The 15,606-nt window shown below is 58.8% G+C and carries 16 protein-coding genes and 1 pseudogene; 1 reads left to right on the top strand and 16 read right to left on the bottom strand.

Features of this window, described 5'->3' with window-relative positions:
- Positions 1 to 174: 174 nt before the first annotated feature.
- The 5 genes from QZ329_RS12055 to iolG all read right to left on the bottom strand — a co-directional run bounded on the left by QZ329_RS12055 (position 175) and on the right by iolG (position 5,773).
- Positions 175 to 963, bottom strand: a complete 789-nt coding sequence (locus QZ329_RS12055; RefSeq protein WP_295752930.1) for a TIM barrel protein — start codon at positions 961 to 963, stop codon at positions 175 to 177.
- A 114-nt stretch (positions 964 to 1,077) separates the two neighbouring features.
- Complete coding sequence (locus QZ329_RS12060) at positions 1,078 to 2,121, bottom strand: sugar ABC transporter substrate-binding protein (protein ID WP_295752934.1); 1,044 nt, start codon at positions 2,119 to 2,121, stop codon at positions 1,078 to 1,080.
- Positions 2,122 to 2,229: 108 nt separating this feature from the next.
- Positions 2,230 to 3,210, bottom strand: coding sequence for an ABC transporter permease (locus QZ329_RS12065; RefSeq protein WP_295752936.1), 981 nt, complete (start codon positions 3,208 to 3,210; stop codon positions 2,230 to 2,232).
- Entirely contained in the window at positions 3,200 to 4,711 is a 1,512-nt protein-coding gene (locus tag QZ329_RS12070; protein WP_295752938.1) for a sugar ABC transporter ATP-binding protein, read from the bottom strand. The genes QZ329_RS12065 and QZ329_RS12070 overlap by 11 nt, the downstream gene beginning before the upstream one ends.
- Positions 4,712 to 4,756: 45 nt before the next feature.
- Positions 4,757 to 5,773, bottom strand: coding sequence for an inositol 2-dehydrogenase (gene iolG, locus QZ329_RS12075; protein ID WP_295752940.1), 1,017 nt, complete (start codon positions 5,771 to 5,773; stop codon positions 4,757 to 4,759).
- Positions 5,774 to 6,354: 581 nt separating this feature from the next.
- Between iolG and QZ329_RS12080 the strand changes: the two genes are divergently transcribed.
- Positions 6,355 to 7,392: a LacI family DNA-binding transcriptional regulator gene (locus QZ329_RS12080; RefSeq protein ID WP_295752942.1), complete on the top strand. Its 1,038-nt coding sequence runs from the start codon at positions 6,355 to 6,357 to the stop codon at positions 7,390 to 7,392.
- A 334-nt stretch (positions 7,393 to 7,726) separates the two neighbouring features.
- Here QZ329_RS12080 and QZ329_RS12085 read toward each other — a convergent pair whose 3' ends face one another.
- From QZ329_RS12085 to QZ329_RS12135, 11 genes and pseudogenes are all read right to left on the bottom strand, one after another.
- Complete coding sequence (locus tag QZ329_RS12085; RefSeq protein ID WP_295752944.1) at positions 7,727 to 8,053, bottom strand: hypothetical protein; 327 nt, start codon at positions 8,051 to 8,053, stop codon at positions 7,727 to 7,729.
- A pseudogene (locus QZ329_RS12090) lies at positions 8,030 to 8,095 on the bottom strand (hypothetical protein); the annotation flags it as partial. The pseudogene QZ329_RS12090 and the gene QZ329_RS12085, both read right to left, overlap by 24 nt.
- 256 nt (positions 8,096 to 8,351) lie before the next feature.
- Positions 8,352 to 8,531 (bottom strand): hypothetical protein, encoded by a 180-nt coding sequence (locus QZ329_RS12095; RefSeq protein ID WP_295752947.1) that lies wholly within the window; start codon positions 8,529 to 8,531, stop codon positions 8,352 to 8,354.
- Between the two features lies 1 nt (position 8,532).
- A complete protein-coding gene (locus tag QZ329_RS12100; RefSeq protein ID WP_295752949.1) occupies positions 8,533 to 9,624 on the bottom strand; it encodes a hypothetical protein in 1,092 nt (363 codons plus the stop codon).
- A gap of 60 nt (positions 9,625 to 9,684) precedes the next feature.
- A complete protein-coding gene (locus QZ329_RS12105; RefSeq protein ID WP_295752951.1) occupies positions 9,685 to 10,209 on the bottom strand; it encodes a hypothetical protein in 525 nt (174 codons plus the stop codon).
- An 81-nt stretch (positions 10,210 to 10,290) separates the two neighbouring features.
- Positions 10,291 to 10,680, bottom strand: a complete 390-nt coding sequence (locus tag QZ329_RS12110) for a hypothetical protein (RefSeq protein ID WP_295752952.1) — start codon at positions 10,678 to 10,680, stop codon at positions 10,291 to 10,293.
- 223 nt (positions 10,681 to 10,903) lie between these two features.
- Positions 10,904 to 11,089 (bottom strand): hypothetical protein, encoded by a 186-nt coding sequence (locus tag QZ329_RS12115; protein WP_295752954.1) that lies wholly within the window; start codon positions 11,087 to 11,089, stop codon positions 10,904 to 10,906.
- A gap of 127 nt (positions 11,090 to 11,216) precedes the next feature.
- Entirely contained in the window at positions 11,217 to 11,582 is a 366-nt protein-coding gene (locus QZ329_RS12120) for a hypothetical protein (RefSeq protein ID WP_295752956.1), read from the bottom strand.
- Between the two features lie 253 nt (positions 11,583 to 11,835).
- Positions 11,836 to 12,891: a hypothetical protein gene (locus QZ329_RS12125; RefSeq protein WP_295752958.1), complete on the bottom strand. Its 1,056-nt coding sequence runs from the start codon at positions 12,889 to 12,891 to the stop codon at positions 11,836 to 11,838.
- A 2-nt stretch (positions 12,892 to 12,893) separates the two neighbouring features.
- Positions 12,894 to 14,885 (bottom strand): hypothetical protein, encoded by a 1,992-nt coding sequence (locus tag QZ329_RS12130; protein ID WP_295752960.1) that lies wholly within the window; start codon positions 14,883 to 14,885, stop codon positions 12,894 to 12,896.
- Positions 14,886 to 15,175: 290 nt separating this feature from the next.
- Positions 15,176 to 15,606 (bottom strand): transcription termination/antitermination NusG family protein (locus tag QZ329_RS12135; protein ID WP_295752962.1); only part of this gene is annotated, 431 nt, incomplete at its 5' end.

Consider the following 15,606-nt stretch of genomic DNA (forward strand, 5'->3'; position numbering starts at 1 on the left):
ACCAGGCTGAAGCGGCGGCAACGAAGCCGCGGCATAATAGAAGGACCGAAGAGCTTAGCTCTTCGGTCCTTTTTCGTTCTTGCTCTAAGCCGGGCTCGTTATGGCGCATGCCCCGGCGTATGAACCGGCGGCGGTGGAAACCAGACCACCCTTCTGACGCCGCATTTCCGAGGATCAGGCGTTTTCCATAATCGCCTGGACAGCCGTTTTCGTGTCTGTCAGCGGGAACAGCTCATAGCCAATCCGGCCCGTGTAGCCGCAGGCTTCCAGGTGGCGGATGACCTTCTTATAGTTGATCTCTCCCGTGCCTGGTTCATGGCGGCCCGGCGCGTCGGCAATGTGAATATGGCCGATCTGATCACCATAAGCTGTGATCGTATCGCAGATGCAGCCCTCGTTGAGCTGCATATGGTACACATCATATAAGAGCTTCAGCCAGGGGGAACCGATCAGGCGGCAGATTTCCGCGCCCATCTGCGTGGTGGCAAGGAAGTTCCCGACGTGATCCGTCGTGATGTTGAGCGCTTCTAAATGGAGACGGATTCCCTCCGCCCCGGCCAGCTCCGCGCACTCCAGAAGCGTGCCGTACATCGAGCAGAGCTTCACCGTATGGGAAAGGTCCTCGTAGTGGTTCACCACAATTCCGCCATCTCCCAGGGCGTTGGAATGGATGGTGACGCTGGAGGCCCCAACCTGCTTTGCCGCCGCGATGGATTTCTTCAATTCCGCTATATAAGACGCCCGGTGGCTGGGGTCCACCAGGGAGTAGTCTGCGTCGCCGTTAAAGCCGGAGATCGCGATGCCCGCCTGCTCCGCCGCCTTCCGAGTCTGCTCCAGGTCCCGGATGCGCCAGTCCCAGAATTCCACGGCCTCAAAGCCGTCCTCCTTTGCCGCGCGAAAGCGGTCCAGCCAATCCAATTCCGTGTACAACGTATCGATGCAAGCGCATTTTCTCAGTGCCATCGTGTATTCCACCTTTCAAAAATAACCAGATTTAGAGCAAGGGCCGCCGCAGGAAGAAGCTTCCCGCGGCGGCCCCTCCGCGTCCTGCGGGCCAAAGGAAAAAGAGGTATATGCTTAGGCCAGATATCCGCTCATGCGGTCAATACGGGCCTGGGCATTCTCAGCGGTGATGATCTCCGTGCCGGTGTCCACAAATTCCTCCACAGACTCGCCCTGGAGATGCTGCACCATGGTCTCGACGGCTTTGTAGCCAATATCAAAGTTGTTCTGCGCCGCAGTCATAGTCAGGTTGCCTTCCAGGACGGTCTGGCAGGCGGAAATCTGGCCGTCGAAGCCCAGGAAGATGGTATTGGCGAAGCCGGGATAGTTCTTCGCGGTCCGGGCCGCAGCGATGGCCATATCGTCATTGTTGGTGCAGATGATGGCCACGCCGTCAGGGAACTTGGAGGCGATGGCCTCCATGCAGGTCACGGCCTGGTCCGCTACCGCGTTGGCGTACTGGACCTCCGCGTCCAGGAACTCACCGCCGGACTCGTTCACACCCTCGCGGAAGCCCTCCATACGGGCGGTGTTGGTGGCGTCACCCTGGACGCCCGCGATTTCAATGCACTTGATGTCCGTCCAGCCGGCGGCCTTGGCGGCTTCCACCGCAGCAATGGCGCCCTGCTTGGCGGCTTCCTTGTTGCCGGTACCGACGAAGGAGACCACCTTGTCAGACTCGATTCTGGTATCGAAGGCGATGACAGGCTTGGTGGTGCTGGCAATCTGGGTGGCGATGGCCTCAGACTGGAGGGGAGCAATCAGATAGCCGTCATAGCTGTCGTTGGCCAGGTCGGTCTGGACCATGTTCAGCTGTTCCTCGTAAGAGGACTCAGACGGAGGACCCTTAACGGACAGCTCCACCAAATCGGGATGCTCCTGAGCATAAGACTCCGCGCCGGCCTGAACCAGCTGCCAGAACTCGGAGGAGTTGGTCTTGAGGACCATGCTGATCTTGTAGGGGCCGGAACCGGCCTCCCCGCCGCCGGAGCTCCCGGAACTGCCGGAGCCGCCGCTGGAACCGGCAGAGCCGGAGGAGCCGCTGTCTCCGCCGCAGGCGGCGAGGGACAGCACCATGACGCCGGTGAGCAGCGCCGCAAGCAACTTCTTCATTTTCATAATCGTCTTCCTTTCTGCGAAAATTAAGTGGGTCTCCGCATCTTGCCGGGGGATGATCCCCTGTCCGCCGCCGGTGCGGACAAAACGGCGGACAAGGGGGTGCGACTCTTACTTGGCGGCCGCCCGGCGGCTCTTGGCCGCCATGCGCTCCCGGGTGACGTCCAGGAGGACCGCGCAGATAATCACGAGGCCCAGCACCATGTTCTGCACCGCAGAGGTAATCGACAGCAGCGTGAAGCCGTTGCGCAGGGTGGTGATGATCAGGGCACCCAGCATGGTACCCAGCATCGTGCCCTTGCCGCCGTTGAAGGACGCGCCGCCCAGGATGCAGCAGGCAATGGCGTCCGTGTCATAGGGCTGAATGGCGTTCACGCCGTTGCAGATGCCGGAGCGGCCGATGGAGACGATTCCCGCCAGCGCCGCCATGAATCCGGACAGCGCGTAGCAGAAGGTCAGAACATTGGCGGAGTTGATACCGGAGAGCCGGGTGGCCTCCATATTGCCGCCCGCGCAGTAGATGGAACGGCCCAGGGCCGTCCTGGTCAGCAGAATGTGCAGGATGATGTAAATGATAACCACCAGGATGAAGCAGCTGGGCACGCCCATGATATCGGAAGAACCCAGCCACATAATGCCGTCCGCGCCGTTGAACGAGATCATCTGAGAGCCGGTCACGTACAGCGCGGCGCCCCAGAGCACATTTTTCATGCCCAGCGTGGAGACGAAGGGATGGGGCAGATGCAGGCGGGTCAGAAGGGTGCCGTTGATCAGGCCGATCAGGGTGCCGCACCCCAAGGCGACTACCACCAGGAGAATGGCGTTGCTGATGCCGCTTTTCACCAGCATACCGCAAATGCAGGCGCAGAAGGTGGCGTTGGCGCCCACGGACAGGTCAATGCCCGCCGTAATCAGGCAGAACAGCATGCCAGACGCCAGCATCGCGTAAAAGGGCGCCTGCTTCAGGATGGTCATCAGGTTTGAGAGCTTGAAAAAGTTGGGCGACGCAACAGACAGCACAATGCAAAGAATCACCAACGCGCCGAACGTACCGGCGTAGTTCATCAGTTCACCGGATTTTTTAACCTTCATCTAACTTTCCTCCCCATGCAGCCTTCATAAGGCTTTCCTGATTGAAATGAGCGCTGCCGCGTTCCACGTCGGCCATGATCTCGCCCTCCCGCATAACGATTACGCGGTCGCTCATGCCAAGAATCTCCGGCATTTCGGACGAAACCATGATGACGCATTTTCCAGCCTTCACCAGGCTGTTCATGACATGGTAGACCTCAATCTTCGCGCCAACGTCAATGCCCCGGGTGGGTTCGTCGAAAATAAAAATGTCCGAATCCGTGTTCACCCATTTTCCGATGACCACCTTCTGCTGGTTGCCGCCGGAGAGCTGGCCCACGACCTCCGCAATGGACGGCGTCTTGATGCGCAGGGAGCTGATGTTCTGTTCGCCCTTCTCCAGAATCTTTTTCTCGTTGAGGAACGGCCCTCTGGAAAAGCCTTTGAGATTCGCCAAAATCAGATTGCTCTTGATAGGCTCCGCCAGTACAAGGCCCTGACCTTTGCGGTCCTCCGTCAAAAAGGCGATGCCCACGTTGATGGCCTGGCGGGGACTGTTGATCTGCACCTGCCGTCCTTTGACCTCGATGGTTCCGCTGTCGATGCGGTCCGCTCCGAAAATAGCCCGCATGGTCTCGGTGCGGCCCGCGCCCACCAGTCCGGCAAAGCCCAGAATCTGCCCGCCATAAGCCTCGAAGGAGACCTTTTTCAGCACGCCGGCCTCCGTCAGATCGGTCACCTTGAGCATGGGCTTTTCCGACTTGACGCCAAATTCCTTGGGGAATTGATTGTCCAAGGACCGGCCCACCATGGCGGTAATCAGGGAGTCGTTGTTCCAGTCCTGGATGTCTTTGGTATCGATGTACTCTCCGTCCCGGATAACCGTAACCCGGTCGCACAGCTCAAACAGCTCCTCCAGCTTGTGGGAAACGAACACGATGCCGATACCCCGGGCCTTCAGGTCCCGGCAGGTGCGCATCAGCTGCTCGACCTCCTTCTCGCCCAAGGAGGAGGTGGGCTCATCCATGATGATCATCTTCGCGTCGATCAAAACCGCCTTGGCGATTTCGATCATCTGCTGCACGCCCATGCCGAAGGAGCCTGCGGGCTGCGTCGGGTCCACGTCCTGTCCCAGGGAGGCCATGACCTCCTTGGCCTTGATATGCATGGTCTTGTAGTCCAGAAGACCGTTGGAGCCCTTGATCCATTTGTTGATGAAAATATTGTCCGTGATGCTCAGCAGCTTCTCAATGTTCAGCTCCTGATAGACGCAGGCGATGCCAGCCGCCGCGGAATCGTTGGGATTGCGGATGTTCTGCTTTACGCCGTCGACGTAGATTTCCCCCTCATCGGGCTGGTGCACGCCGGTCAGCACCTTGATCAGCGTGGATTTTCCCGCACCATTCTCGCCGATCAAGCCGAGAATTTCGCCGGGTTTCACGGCCAAGTGCATGTGCTTCAGAGCAATGACGCCTGGAAAGCGCTTGGTCGCGTCCCTCAGTTCCACTACGTATTCACTCATTCATCCCTTCCCCTTTCTGTGACGGAACTTCCTGGTCCCGCGCGGTTATCCGATCTCGGAAATCTTGACGGGACGCCCCTCCTTCAGGGATTTTGTGGCGGCGGCGGCAATTAGGATGGGATACAGGCCGTCCTCGCCGGTGACTTGGGTCGGCGTGTCGTTGATGACGGCGTCGGCAAAGGCCTTCTGTTCGGCGGCGAAGGCGCCGGTGTACCGGTCCCACATGATTTTGTAGCAGGTGCCGGAGACGGTTCCGTCCGCTCCATAGACCGTGGCGTTGTTTGGGGTGTCGTTAACATCCATTACCGCGCCTGCGGAACCGAAAACCTCTACCCGCTGGTCGTAGCCGTAGACGGCTTTCCGGCTGTTGTCGATGACGCCCATAGCTCCGTTGGCAAATTTCAGGGTTACCACAGCAGTGTCCACGTCCCCTGCCTCGCCAATGGCGGGGTCCACCAGAACGGCGCCGTAGGCGAAGACCTCCGTGACCTCGGAGCCCGCCAGGAAGCGGGCCATATCGAAGTCGTGGACCATCATGTCATAGAAGATGCCGCCGGAGACCTTTACATAGTCGATGGTGGGGGGCTCGGGGTCCCGGGAACTGATCTTTATCAGGTTGACCTGGCCGATCTTTCCGGCCCGGACGGCCTCGTAGACGGCCCGGTGATTGTGGTCAAAGCGGCGGTTAAAGCCCACCTGGAGCTTGACGCCAGCCTTTTTCGCCGCCTCAATGACCTCCTTCACCCGTTCAATCCGGTAGTCCACCGGTTTCTCCACGAACACGTCTTTCCCCGCCTGAGCCGATTTGATGGCGTACTCCGCGTGGAGGTCCGTGGGAGAGCAGACAACGAAGGCCTTGATCTCCGGGTCGCTCAGAATGACTTCCGGGTCCTTGATGATGTTGGGGATGCGCAGGCGCTGGAGAAACTCTTCGGTTTCCTCGCTCATGTAGGGGTCGGCGATAGTTTTGATCTCCATCTCGGGGACAAACTTCGCGATGTTTTCCGCGTGGACCCGGCCGATGCGGCCAGCGCCGATGATGCCGATTTTGATGGTCTTCATTGTGGTTCTCCTTTCAAATACGTGCGAATTTATTCCCTATGTATGTTTTTGTGTGATTCTCAGATATTTTCCAGGCACATCCGTGCTTTTAAATAAAATATAATGAAAAGCACACAAAAGTCAAGGGACTATTTCAGATTGCTCCTGTGAAAAGTGGAGTGTTTTGTTCACAAACCGGTAAAATAAATACCTGGGTTTCACAAAAAATTCCGAAAATAGAGCACTCTGTCCGTGTGATTATACAATCAGTACGATTTTTTCACCATTTTGTTGAGAAAAACCACAGCAGTGCCGCTTGCACATACTCTTCTGGAGCATTAGAAACTCGCAGCATAATTAGAAAATCGAATAAATTGCTCGATATTTGTTTATAATAGGTGGCAAAAAATCCACATGCACACTTATGTGCTATTGCACATTTTGGGCGGAGTATGGCAGGGTGCAAGAAATCTGGTTTCCTTTTTGCGCGAATTGTGTTATACTGCCACTGATTCCATTCGTCTCTCAGCAGGAGAGAGCGAGGCCCGGGGCGGGACTGACTTTGCCGCCGCGGCATTGAACAGGTAAGGAGGTGGCGCCAGATGGGTAAGCGGCCTACGATTCAGATGGTTGCCGATCTGGCGGGCGTGTCGCGGGGAACCGTGGACCGGGTGCTGAACAACCGTTCTTATGTGAAAGAGGAGGTCCGGGTCCGTGTGCTGGAGGCTGTGGCGGAATTGGGTTACCTGTCGCCCCATGCCTTCCACAGTCAGGAGATGTCGGGAGGGCGGGCCCTCAAATTGGGCGTGCTGCTGCCGAACTGGACGGATTTTTTCCGGCCCGAGGTGCTGCGCGGCATCGAGGGGGCCCGAGAGGAGCTGTCTCCCCTCGGCCTTGAGATCGTCATGGAAGAATGCCTGACCGACAACCCGGAGGAGTCCATCCAGCGGCTGGATGCAATGGTGGCCCAGGGCGTTCAGGGGATTTCCCTCTGCGCTGTGAACGACTTTTCCATTGAAGCCAAGGTTACCTCCCTTGTTGAGCGGGGCATTCCGGTAATTACCTTCAACTCGGACCTGCCGAACAGCAAGCGGTTGTCTTTCGTCGGACAGAACTACGAAAAGAGCGGCCGCATTGCGGCGGAGCTCATCAGCAAGTGCGTCCCCCGGACCGGGCGGGTTCTGGCCACGTGCGGGAACCTGGAGTTCGACGGACACCGCAAGCGGCTGGCGGGCTTTGGCGCGCGGATGCAGGAGCTTCAGTTCCCGAACAGCCAGATCGAGGTGGTGGAGACCTACAATGACTATTACCTCACCTGCCGGCGGGTGACGGAGGTGCTGGAGCGAACGCCGGACCTGGCAGCGATCTATATGGCGAACCAGAGCATTGCCGGATGTGCCCAAGCGCTGAAAACGGCGGGGAAGGAACGGGATATCTGCCTGGTGGTGCATGATTTGTCGGACAACACCCGTACGCTGCTGCAAAGCGGCTGTGTGGATTTCACGATTTCACAAGACTTTTTCCGGCAAGGCTATTTGCCGTTAAAATGCCTGCGAGAGTTGCTTCACCTGGGGAAGGAGCCGGAAAAGGACCAGACCAATACCTATATTTCGGTCATTTGCTCGCAGAATATGGACTGAGCGGTCAGATGTCATGGCAGGCAATGTTTCGGCATATCCCGAGGCTCGCTTGTTGGAGATTGACCGCCCCAACCCTGTGTAAGGAGCGGCGCATTGGCATCTGCCCAATAAGGAAGCATCCCGAACCAAGGCGGTCGAACCTTAAAATGAAAGAGGACAGGAGGCCAAATCCGGCCTCCTGTCCTTTTTGAATCTGCACGTTTAAATTTCCAGCATGGGAACCATGCAAACCCCGCAGAGAATATGAACTTTTTGGGTAGCCCGTGACCATCTGATAGGCAAACGTGTAAACAACCCCGTCTCTCGAATCGGCTTTCGATTCCCTCATAGCCGTTTATTTCCGCCGCCAGACGCCAAACCAGCTCTTTTTATAGTGCGTCAGGGCTTCTTTCGCCGGTTCGTAGTTCGCCCACGCCGCTTTTTTCAGATAGTCCACACCCTGCTCAATATCCTCCCGGACGCCCAGACCCTCGGCGTACATCCTTCCCAGACTATAGTTCTTATAAGGCGAATCCTTGGTTTTCTCCAAGTATGCTTTTCCCCGCTCCGGGTCCTGCTGGCAGTCGTATCCCAGCAGATAGCAGAGCCCCGGCAAATCATACCTGGCGTATTCCGGTTCCCCATCCCTCTCCAGCCATTGAACCGCCCGCGTATAGTCCACAGCCGTGTCCCAACCGTGAAAATACATGCGCCCCAACTGGCGGCAGGCATAGCTGTCATTCCATAGCCGGCAGTCTTTTCACAGCGCTCTATGACATAGGGAAGATTGCGCTCCGCCGCCTTGCCCTCCCCAAAAATATCCCCCACAGCATTCCAGCCCCAGAGGTGCCCGGACTCCGCCAGCAAGGTCAGCTGCTCCCGCAGCGTCTTCCGCTCCACATTGGACCGGCGCTTTCCGCCTGCATCCGTCAAAATTGCCTGCCTGGGTTGGGCGGATTCCTCCCACTTTTTTCGGGGCGTCAGACCGTCCCGCATCCGTCCCAAAGGGCCGCCAGCCCCAAACAGGCACATGCAATTCCCAGCAGGCGCATGGTCGTTCCGGCGGGTTTGGTCCAGCGGCTCATGATGATCTCGGCGATCCCCATAAAGATCAGATCGGCCCCCAGGAGCAGAGGCGGGATGCGCAGTTTTCGTTTCATCTCAGGCCGTCTTCTCCTGGAACGTCCACTGTGTATTAGACCCGGCGTTGCAGTTGGTCAAATCCGCCATCTCCAGCTCCGGGAGGTAGAATCCGATGTAGAGGGTGCTGTTCCCGCCCTCCTCCACATTCTCCGGCGAGAGGACCAGCCGCTGGTTGTGGAGAATCACCGCGTAGAAGGTGTCCAGACACACCTGATACCGCTCCCGGTCGTCTTCCAGCTCTCCCATGGCGTAGAGGTAGTCGATGGGCCGGCTTTCGCCCGGGATATAGCCGTTCATGCTGGCGGACAGCACCCGCTCCAGCTCCTCCATGGTCAATCCATACTCGGTCATGGAAGCCACCTGGTCCATGGCAGCCTGTCCCCGGTACACCTCATAGACGCCCTCGTAATACTGGCGTTCATGGTCCTCCGCCGATTGGTACCAGCGGAAGTCTCCGCCGTCCTGAAGACACAGCTGGGAGCCGTCCCCACACAGGAAGGTATTCCCGGTGATCTCGTCCCGGGTTCCGATCTCAAAAGTCAGGGTATTGCACAGCTCGTTCAGCGTCAGCCAAACGAAACTTGGCTCCTGACGGTCCTTGTTCGCCTGGGCGGCGAAGGTCAGAACCAGGTTCTTCTGCGGGGCAATGACGATTTTCGTACAGTAGAGAACGGACTCATAGACGCCGGTAAGGTCCGCTGTCAGGCACTCCGCGCCGTCGGCGGACTGCCAGGAAGTCAGGGTTTCCGGGGCGGAAAAGGTATCGAACTGGCCGCCGTAATAGGCCGACAGCTCCTCAAAAAATGCCTGGGGTTCATAGGAGCCCAGGGGCGACACCCCGTTGAGGCCGTAGACCTCGTTTTGATCGGTGTAGAACAGGTCCGTTCCCTCCGCCTGCATCCAGTCCGGTGAAATCTCAAAAGCCACGCCCTGGGTGGAGTGCGTAACCTTTCCAGGCACGGTCTCAGGCTCGGAGACGGCAGGTCCTCCGGGCGTGTTCGCAACGTCCTCCGTCCCATCCGCCGGGGCGCCGCAGGACGCGAGCACGCCCAGCAGCAAAAGCGCAATCATCAAAATCCATGTTTTATTCATCGTCTGACGTTTCATCATAAGTCCTCCTTTTGGTTCTTGGAGCAGTTTACAGCCCGTTCCGTTTCGTGCAAAATGCGATCACTCCCAAACAAAGCTGTCCGCCATGGCCCGCGCCGCCTCCTCCTCGTCTTCGGAGCCGGTGAAGTTGGTCAGGTGAATCAGGCAATACCGTTTATCGCCCACAATATAGAATTGCTTCGTCAGAGCACCTTCCTCGCGGATGGTGAAAATGTACAGACTATCCTCCTGTTCCGTAAATGTTCCCTCCCCGGTCAGCTCACCCCCGGCAGCGGCGGCCTGCATGATAAGCTGGCGGACAATGGCGTCCCGGAATTTCATATGCTCCTCCGCGCTGCAGCGGTTTGTCCCCACCTCAATGGAAATGTTGTCGGGCTGTTCGTCCTCCTCATGGCCCTCCTGCACATAGAAAATCTTATCCTGCGTGGAATACTGCCCAGCCTTCACCCAGCCTCCGGGCACGGTCCAGCTTCCGGGGAGGGCGTTGTCCGGCTGTTCCAATTCCGGCTGCTGCGTCTCCTCCTCCACTGGTTCCGCCGGGACGCCGCAGGCGGAGAGGCATAGTATTGCAGCCAGCCATAACACTCCGATGGTTTTTTCAACATGGCAGACGGAATTTTCATGGCAAACCAGCTCCTTTATCGTTTCTCTCCAATTCCAGATCCCTTACCCGCAGAAATCCTGCCCCAGAATGATCTCGCCGCTCCCGGCGTCCTGTTCCCCAGAAGGGACGGGGGAGTTGGGCGTAAAATAGCTATCCTCTCCGGCCTCCACGGCCCGCTGGCCATGGTCCTTGGAGTAGGCTTCCTCGCTCCACTCGTAACCGCTGCCGTCCGTGGCCCGGTAGTTGAACATATAGACGGTCTTGGTGGGGTGCATACGGCGGTCCCGGCCGCTGGCTCCGGTGTTTTCCACCTGAATTGGATAGACCTCGCAGGGTTCAAAGGCGCGGACGCCCCGGCCCTCGTAGTCCTCCGCCGGCCGGAGCTCCGACAGGCCCTGCATGGCGGCATAGGAATGGCCCGGCGCAGCCTCAAAGGCAAACTGAGCCTGCATACTGCCATGCTTCCTGGCTACATAATATCTTTTCGACCAGGTGATTCTGATGTTGAGCTCCACCTTTCCGGGCAGCGCATGACAGGCCGCGCCCTTCTGCGCTTTGGCGCCGGGAACCGTCCGGGGGTCGTAGACCTTGGAAACCGTATCTTGCAGGCAGTCCAGCTCGGCGCTGTTGGAGGGCAGGTCCTCTCCATAGATGTACAGCGTAGCCGCATTTTTTTTACTTCTTTTCTACGGTTTTAAAACAGCGAATAAGGCCCATGATGCTGACAGCGACTGACAATATGGGAATCACCACCCTTCCCAGATCTCCTCCGAGTACAGGCAGCCATGGGTCAATTATGGTATAGATTGCCAACTGAATTCCAATCAGGATCAAGGCAATCCCCTGAAGTTGTTTCTTCATATCCCAGTTCCTCCAAATGGATTCTGTTTGTCTTTCGGATACCGCGCTGTCCACAGGATGAACGCCTCCACCATCACACACATCACAACACGAATAGCCGCTGTTCCGGCGTAAGCGGCATTGCGGTTTATCCGGCAAGCAGCTTTACGATCTCCTGATAATACCCGTTCATAATATTGCGGAAGTCCATCGCTGCCACGCCTCCATAAGCGTAGTGGTTTCTAACACAAAACTGATGGATTTTAGCGGATACATCCCCGCTGGACAGGCTGGACTGAGCGAACAGATGATAAGTGTAGGACGCCTGATCTGCGATGTAGTCACGGTAGTCCTCCGGCAGTGTACCGCTGACGCCCGTTTTGCTCCACTCGTCCCACTTCTGGATGCTGCACTTCGCGCTGTTATCAAACAGCCTTGTGAAATTGTCCGCAAATGCCTTGCCAACGCCAGAGGGCAGCGTACCAGCGTAGTTCACCGCCGCCGATCTCAGCATTCCTTCGGCGGCGAGGCCGATATACATACTGGTTCCAACGCAGGGAAGCTGTCTGTCCGCTCAAACGGCTTACTTCATCCATGATGCTGTTCTGCGCGTTCCAAGCATCCTGTTCCAAATCGGAAATCCGCCGCCGCTGTCCGAAGCTCAATACCAGCGGGACCATACACAGCGCCAGCGTTGCGGTCCGTATTCAATCCCGTCTGCCTTCCATCACTCTCACGCCTGTTTCCATGGTCTTCCTTTGCCGGATTCACCGCGTATGGATAATGCCATAACAGTAGGCCCGGCGGACGATCCGTCCGTCATCCGTGCGGTAGCCGTGGTTCGGGTACTCGTCCTTCCCAACAGACGCCTCATACAGCTCCAGCACCTGATTGAACTCCGCCTTTTTCAGCTCGTAGGGCAAATCAAAGCTCCGGGTGGGCAGATTTCCCGCCGCCACATCGCCGCTGAGGACCTGGGAATACAGCAGGTCAAACAGCGCTTTCTGTTCCCGGGTCAGAGCGTCGTAGCCCTCCACCTGGTCGCAGATGGGCACCGCCAGATCACCGTACAGCCAGCAGCCCGGCGGCGGGAAGAGCGCCTCCGCTTTCCCGCCGGTCCGCAGGACCCCGGCCTCGTCGGTGATGGACAGGATGGTCCCCGTCTCCGGCAGGTACTCCACCCGGTAGGACGGCTGCATCAGCTGGGTTTCCACAATCATGGTCGCGGCGCACTGGAGGTCGCCCTCCGTGGCGGAACGGTAATACACATACCGTTCATCCGGAATCTGCTTCGCCCCGTTCCGCACAGGCCGGTCCACCAGCAGCAGGGGGCCCACGTAGAGGGCAGGCGTTCCGGTCCGGTACAGCTCCAGATCCCGTCCGGTTTCCTCGATTTTCCCGGGCAGGCGGACCCCCAAAACGCCGAAGCCGAACACCAGCACCCCCAGGCCGCACAAAGCCGCGTACGCAACCCAGGGCGTTCCCGGCTCCGCCCGGCGCTCCGCCTCCAGCTCCCGGAGGTAGAAGGCCCGCCGTTCCTCCGCCGCGGCAAACTCCGGGGGCTTGACGCTCCCCCGCCGCCGCCGGGCCCGGCTCAGGGCCGCCCGTTCCAGCAGGAAACAGGCCAGCGGGGTGAAGGGCATGGCGGTCAGCAGCACGCCGCAAAGAATTCTCCCCCCATGCTCGCCCCGGAGGACCGCCACCGCCGGGTCGGAGCCGAACTGCCAAAACAGCGCCTTCATCACCTCCGGCGCGCTCAGAGCGGCGGCGGGCAGGATAACGGTCAGCAAAAAAGCCAGGAGCAGCCATTTTCTCTTTATCACAATCATTCCTCCCCACAGGAAATCCACAGCACCAAGCGGCTGTTGGGCAAGTAATCGATCCGCACCGGATAGACATACATCTCGTAGTCCGTTAAATCAAATTGCAGCTGGCCCATGCGGCAATCCACGCCGTCCACATGGATATTGAGCACCCAGCGGTTGTAGATCCCCGGCATGATGGGCATGAGCAGCTTAGACCAGCGGGGGTTGGAATACCACGGGATGGGGTCGTAGCCCTCCCGGGTCTCCCGGCCCAGCTGGGCCATGGCGTTGTTCCAGGCGGTGTCCTCCTCCATCTCCAATGTGACGATGCCGGTACTCCACTTCCCCTCCAAAACCAGAGGCAGGTCCCGGGCATAGGGGACCAGGGACCACGCCGACCAGAGCGCCAGCGCCAAAGCCAGCGCCCAGGCTCCCCAGGCCCGCGCCCAGGGCGGGCGGCGGCCAAACAGGCGGTAGGTCAGCACCAGCCGCTCATAGCACCGGACAACCAGCAGCGCGTCCAGCAGAAGGCTTAACAGCAACGGGGCCACAGAGGCGATGTACATATAGGGCCGGAAGGACCGCCCCAGAAAGGAGAATAGATCCTGGAGCTGGTTTTCAAAAATGCCGCCTGTGGTCATCTGAAACAGCAGCGTCGCCGCGGCCAGCAGCGCCGGGGCTCTCCAAAGGCGGGAGGCCGACAGCCGCGCCGCCAGGGCCTCCCGGATCAGCCGCCGCTCCCGCCGGGAAAACTGCTCCTGGTGTTCCCGGAACCAGACGTAGGCGTCGTCCCACTGCCCCTGGTCCGCCAGCTCCGCCAGGGGTCTCATACCTTCATTTCTGTTCATGGCTGTCACACATTGTTCCGGGCGATGGCGTTTTTCAGAATGTCGTCCTCGGTAAAGGAGAAGGTGTAGGACACCGCTCAGGGCGTAGTAAGAATTTTTCTCCTCCCACAACACCTTGGTCCCTTCCAGCATGGCCGCCCTGTGTTCCTCGAAGAACGCCAGCGCGGCCCGCTCCCGGTCATCGTTGTCCAGGTCGGTGTAAATGCTCTCCCACTGCTGCCACAGGTCATCCGCAGTGGAGAAGGAGATCACCGCCCGGTATTTGATGGCCTGATAGGAGGGGTTCTTCAGCGTATTGGCCAGCAGGCTGTCATAATGGAGCAGGGTGCCGATATACACGATATCGGTGTAATCGTCCCCGGCCTTGGACACCGCCTTTTTAAACCAGCTGTCCAGCTTGGCCCGCTGCTCCGGGGTGCGCACGTTCTCATCGTTCTCCACATCGTCCAGGATAATCAGGTCAGGCCGCCAGTTTCGGTGCTTCCGGCCACGGATTTTTTTACCGCTGCCGATGGCCTCGATCTTGATGTTGCTCTTGGTCACCAGGACGTTGGCCCGCCACACAGGACCGGCCAGGTCCCCGAAGTCTGCCCGGATCGCGCCGTTCTCCTCGAACTCCACCCGGATATTGTCCAGAAAGCCCTCGGCCTGGTCGCTGCTGTCTGAAATAATGATGGGATAGTGTTTGTACTCATACAGGGCCGAGTGCATGGTGCCTTTGAACGTCAGGTTGGTACTCTTGGCGTGGCCACGGGGCGCAGCCACCACCCGCCGTACACCTGGAAGCCGGTTGATTGCCTTGGCAGCTGCCGGGGTGAGCGGGGCGCGGCCCTTCAGCACACCCTGCTGCCAGATATTATCCAGTTCCCGGTGAAACTCAGGGGAGGGGCGGCTGAAGTAATGGGGGAAGTAGGCCCGCCCGAAGAACTCCATATCAATGGCCCCCAATTTGCGCCGGAGTCCACCGGGGCCGGTCAGGGGACAGCCCAGGTCGTATTCACGCTTCAGCGCCGCCCGCTCCGGCGAGGCGTCCTTTTGTAAAAACTGTTTTAAGAGGTCTTTTAAGGCGTTTAAATCTTCCTCACCTTGGGCGGTAGTCTTGGCCTCCGCCTCTGCGATTGCCCCCAGCAGGGCAGCCGCTGCGGCGGTTTTCTTTCGCCTCATGGCGTCCTCCTTTCCCGCGCCCCACAAAAAACGGCCCACAGGGGCCGCACAAGCGCGTTATTTCTCACAGGCCCGTTTACCCCACCCAGGCCCTTGCGGGGTTTTTAAAGGGGGCTGTGGGCGTCTTAAACGGTATTTCAGAGGGACGGTAAAAGCCGGGTTGATTTTCAGGGGCCGGTGGGTGCGCTTCGCCACCCAGGCCCCCAATCTTCAGCCCGGTTTTTCGCTCAATGTGTCCCTCGCTCACGGGGGGAGGGACGCATCAACCTCCGACCATTTACAAGTTCCTGTTATTCGCTTAAAAGGTTAAACGATAATGGGATGATCCGCTTCTCCCCGCACACGCTCAACTCCACGGTGGCGCGGCGGCTGTGCTTGTCGATCTTCTTGATCCGGCTGGGGAAGTGCTGGAGGATGCCGGTGCCAAGTTTGACCTCGCCCTCCGGCGTCAGCTGGGCCGTGGTAGGCTCCAGAGGCTTCCCCTCGCCAGCCAGCAGCTTGATCCACTCGGCCTCCAGATAGGTCAGCGTGGACGGGTGCAGGCCGTCCGGGCCGAGGAACCGAAGCACACCGGGGATGGCCTTCACCATGTAATAGTTCTCGGCGGTGTAGTCCAGATTCAGGAACACATACCCCGGAAACAGGATATACTCCTTCTGGCTCCAGCCGCCGCCCTTGCGGATCAGGCGGTTCTCCCTGGGCGTATAAGCCAGCACCCGAT

The sequence above is a fragment of the uncultured Oscillibacter sp. genome (genome assembly GCF_910579365.1).
Lineage (GTDB): Bacteria > Bacillota > Clostridia > Oscillospirales > Oscillospiraceae > Oscillibacter.

Coding starts and splice junctions, on each gene's coding strand:
- QZ329_RS12055 (WP_295752930.1), bottom strand. CDS start 963: ATGGCACTGAGAAAATGCGCTTGCATCGATACGTTGTACACGGAATTG.
- QZ329_RS12060 (WP_295752934.1), bottom strand. CDS start 2,121: ATGAAAATGAAGAAGTTGCTTGCGGCGCTGCTCACCGGCGTCATGGTG.
- QZ329_RS12065 (WP_295752936.1), bottom strand. CDS start 3,210: ATGAAGGTTAAAAAATCCGGTGAACTGATGAACTACGCCGGTACGTTC.
- QZ329_RS12070 (WP_295752938.1), bottom strand. CDS start 4,711: ATGAGTGAATACGTAGTGGAACTGAGGGACGCGACCAAGCGCTTTCCA.
- iolG (WP_295752940.1), bottom strand. CDS start 5,773: ATGAAGACCATCAAAATCGGCATCATCGGCGCTGGCCGCATCGGCCGG.
- QZ329_RS12080 (WP_295752942.1), top strand. CDS start 6,355: ATGGGTAAGCGGCCTACGATTCAGATGGTTGCCGATCTGGCGGGCGTG.
- QZ329_RS12095 (WP_295752947.1), bottom strand. CDS start 8,531: ATGAAACGAAAACTGCGCATCCCGCCTCTGCTCCTGGGGGCCGATCTG.
- QZ329_RS12100 (WP_295752949.1), bottom strand. CDS start 9,624: ATGATGAAACGTCAGACGATGAATAAAACATGGATTTTGATGATTGCG.
- QZ329_RS12110 (WP_295752952.1), bottom strand. CDS start 10,680: ATGCAGGCTCAGTTTGCCTTTGAGGCTGCGCCGGGCCATTCCTATGCC.
- QZ329_RS12115 (WP_295752954.1), bottom strand. CDS start 11,089: ATGAAGAAACAACTTCAGGGGATTGCCTTGATCCTGATTGGAATTCAG.
- QZ329_RS12120 (WP_295752956.1), bottom strand. CDS start 11,582: ATGCTGAGATCGGCGGCGGTGAACTACGCTGGTACGCTGCCCTCTGGC.
- QZ329_RS12130 (WP_295752960.1), bottom strand. CDS start 14,885: ATGAGGCGAAAGAAAACCGCCGCAGCGGCTGCCCTGCTGGGGGCAATC.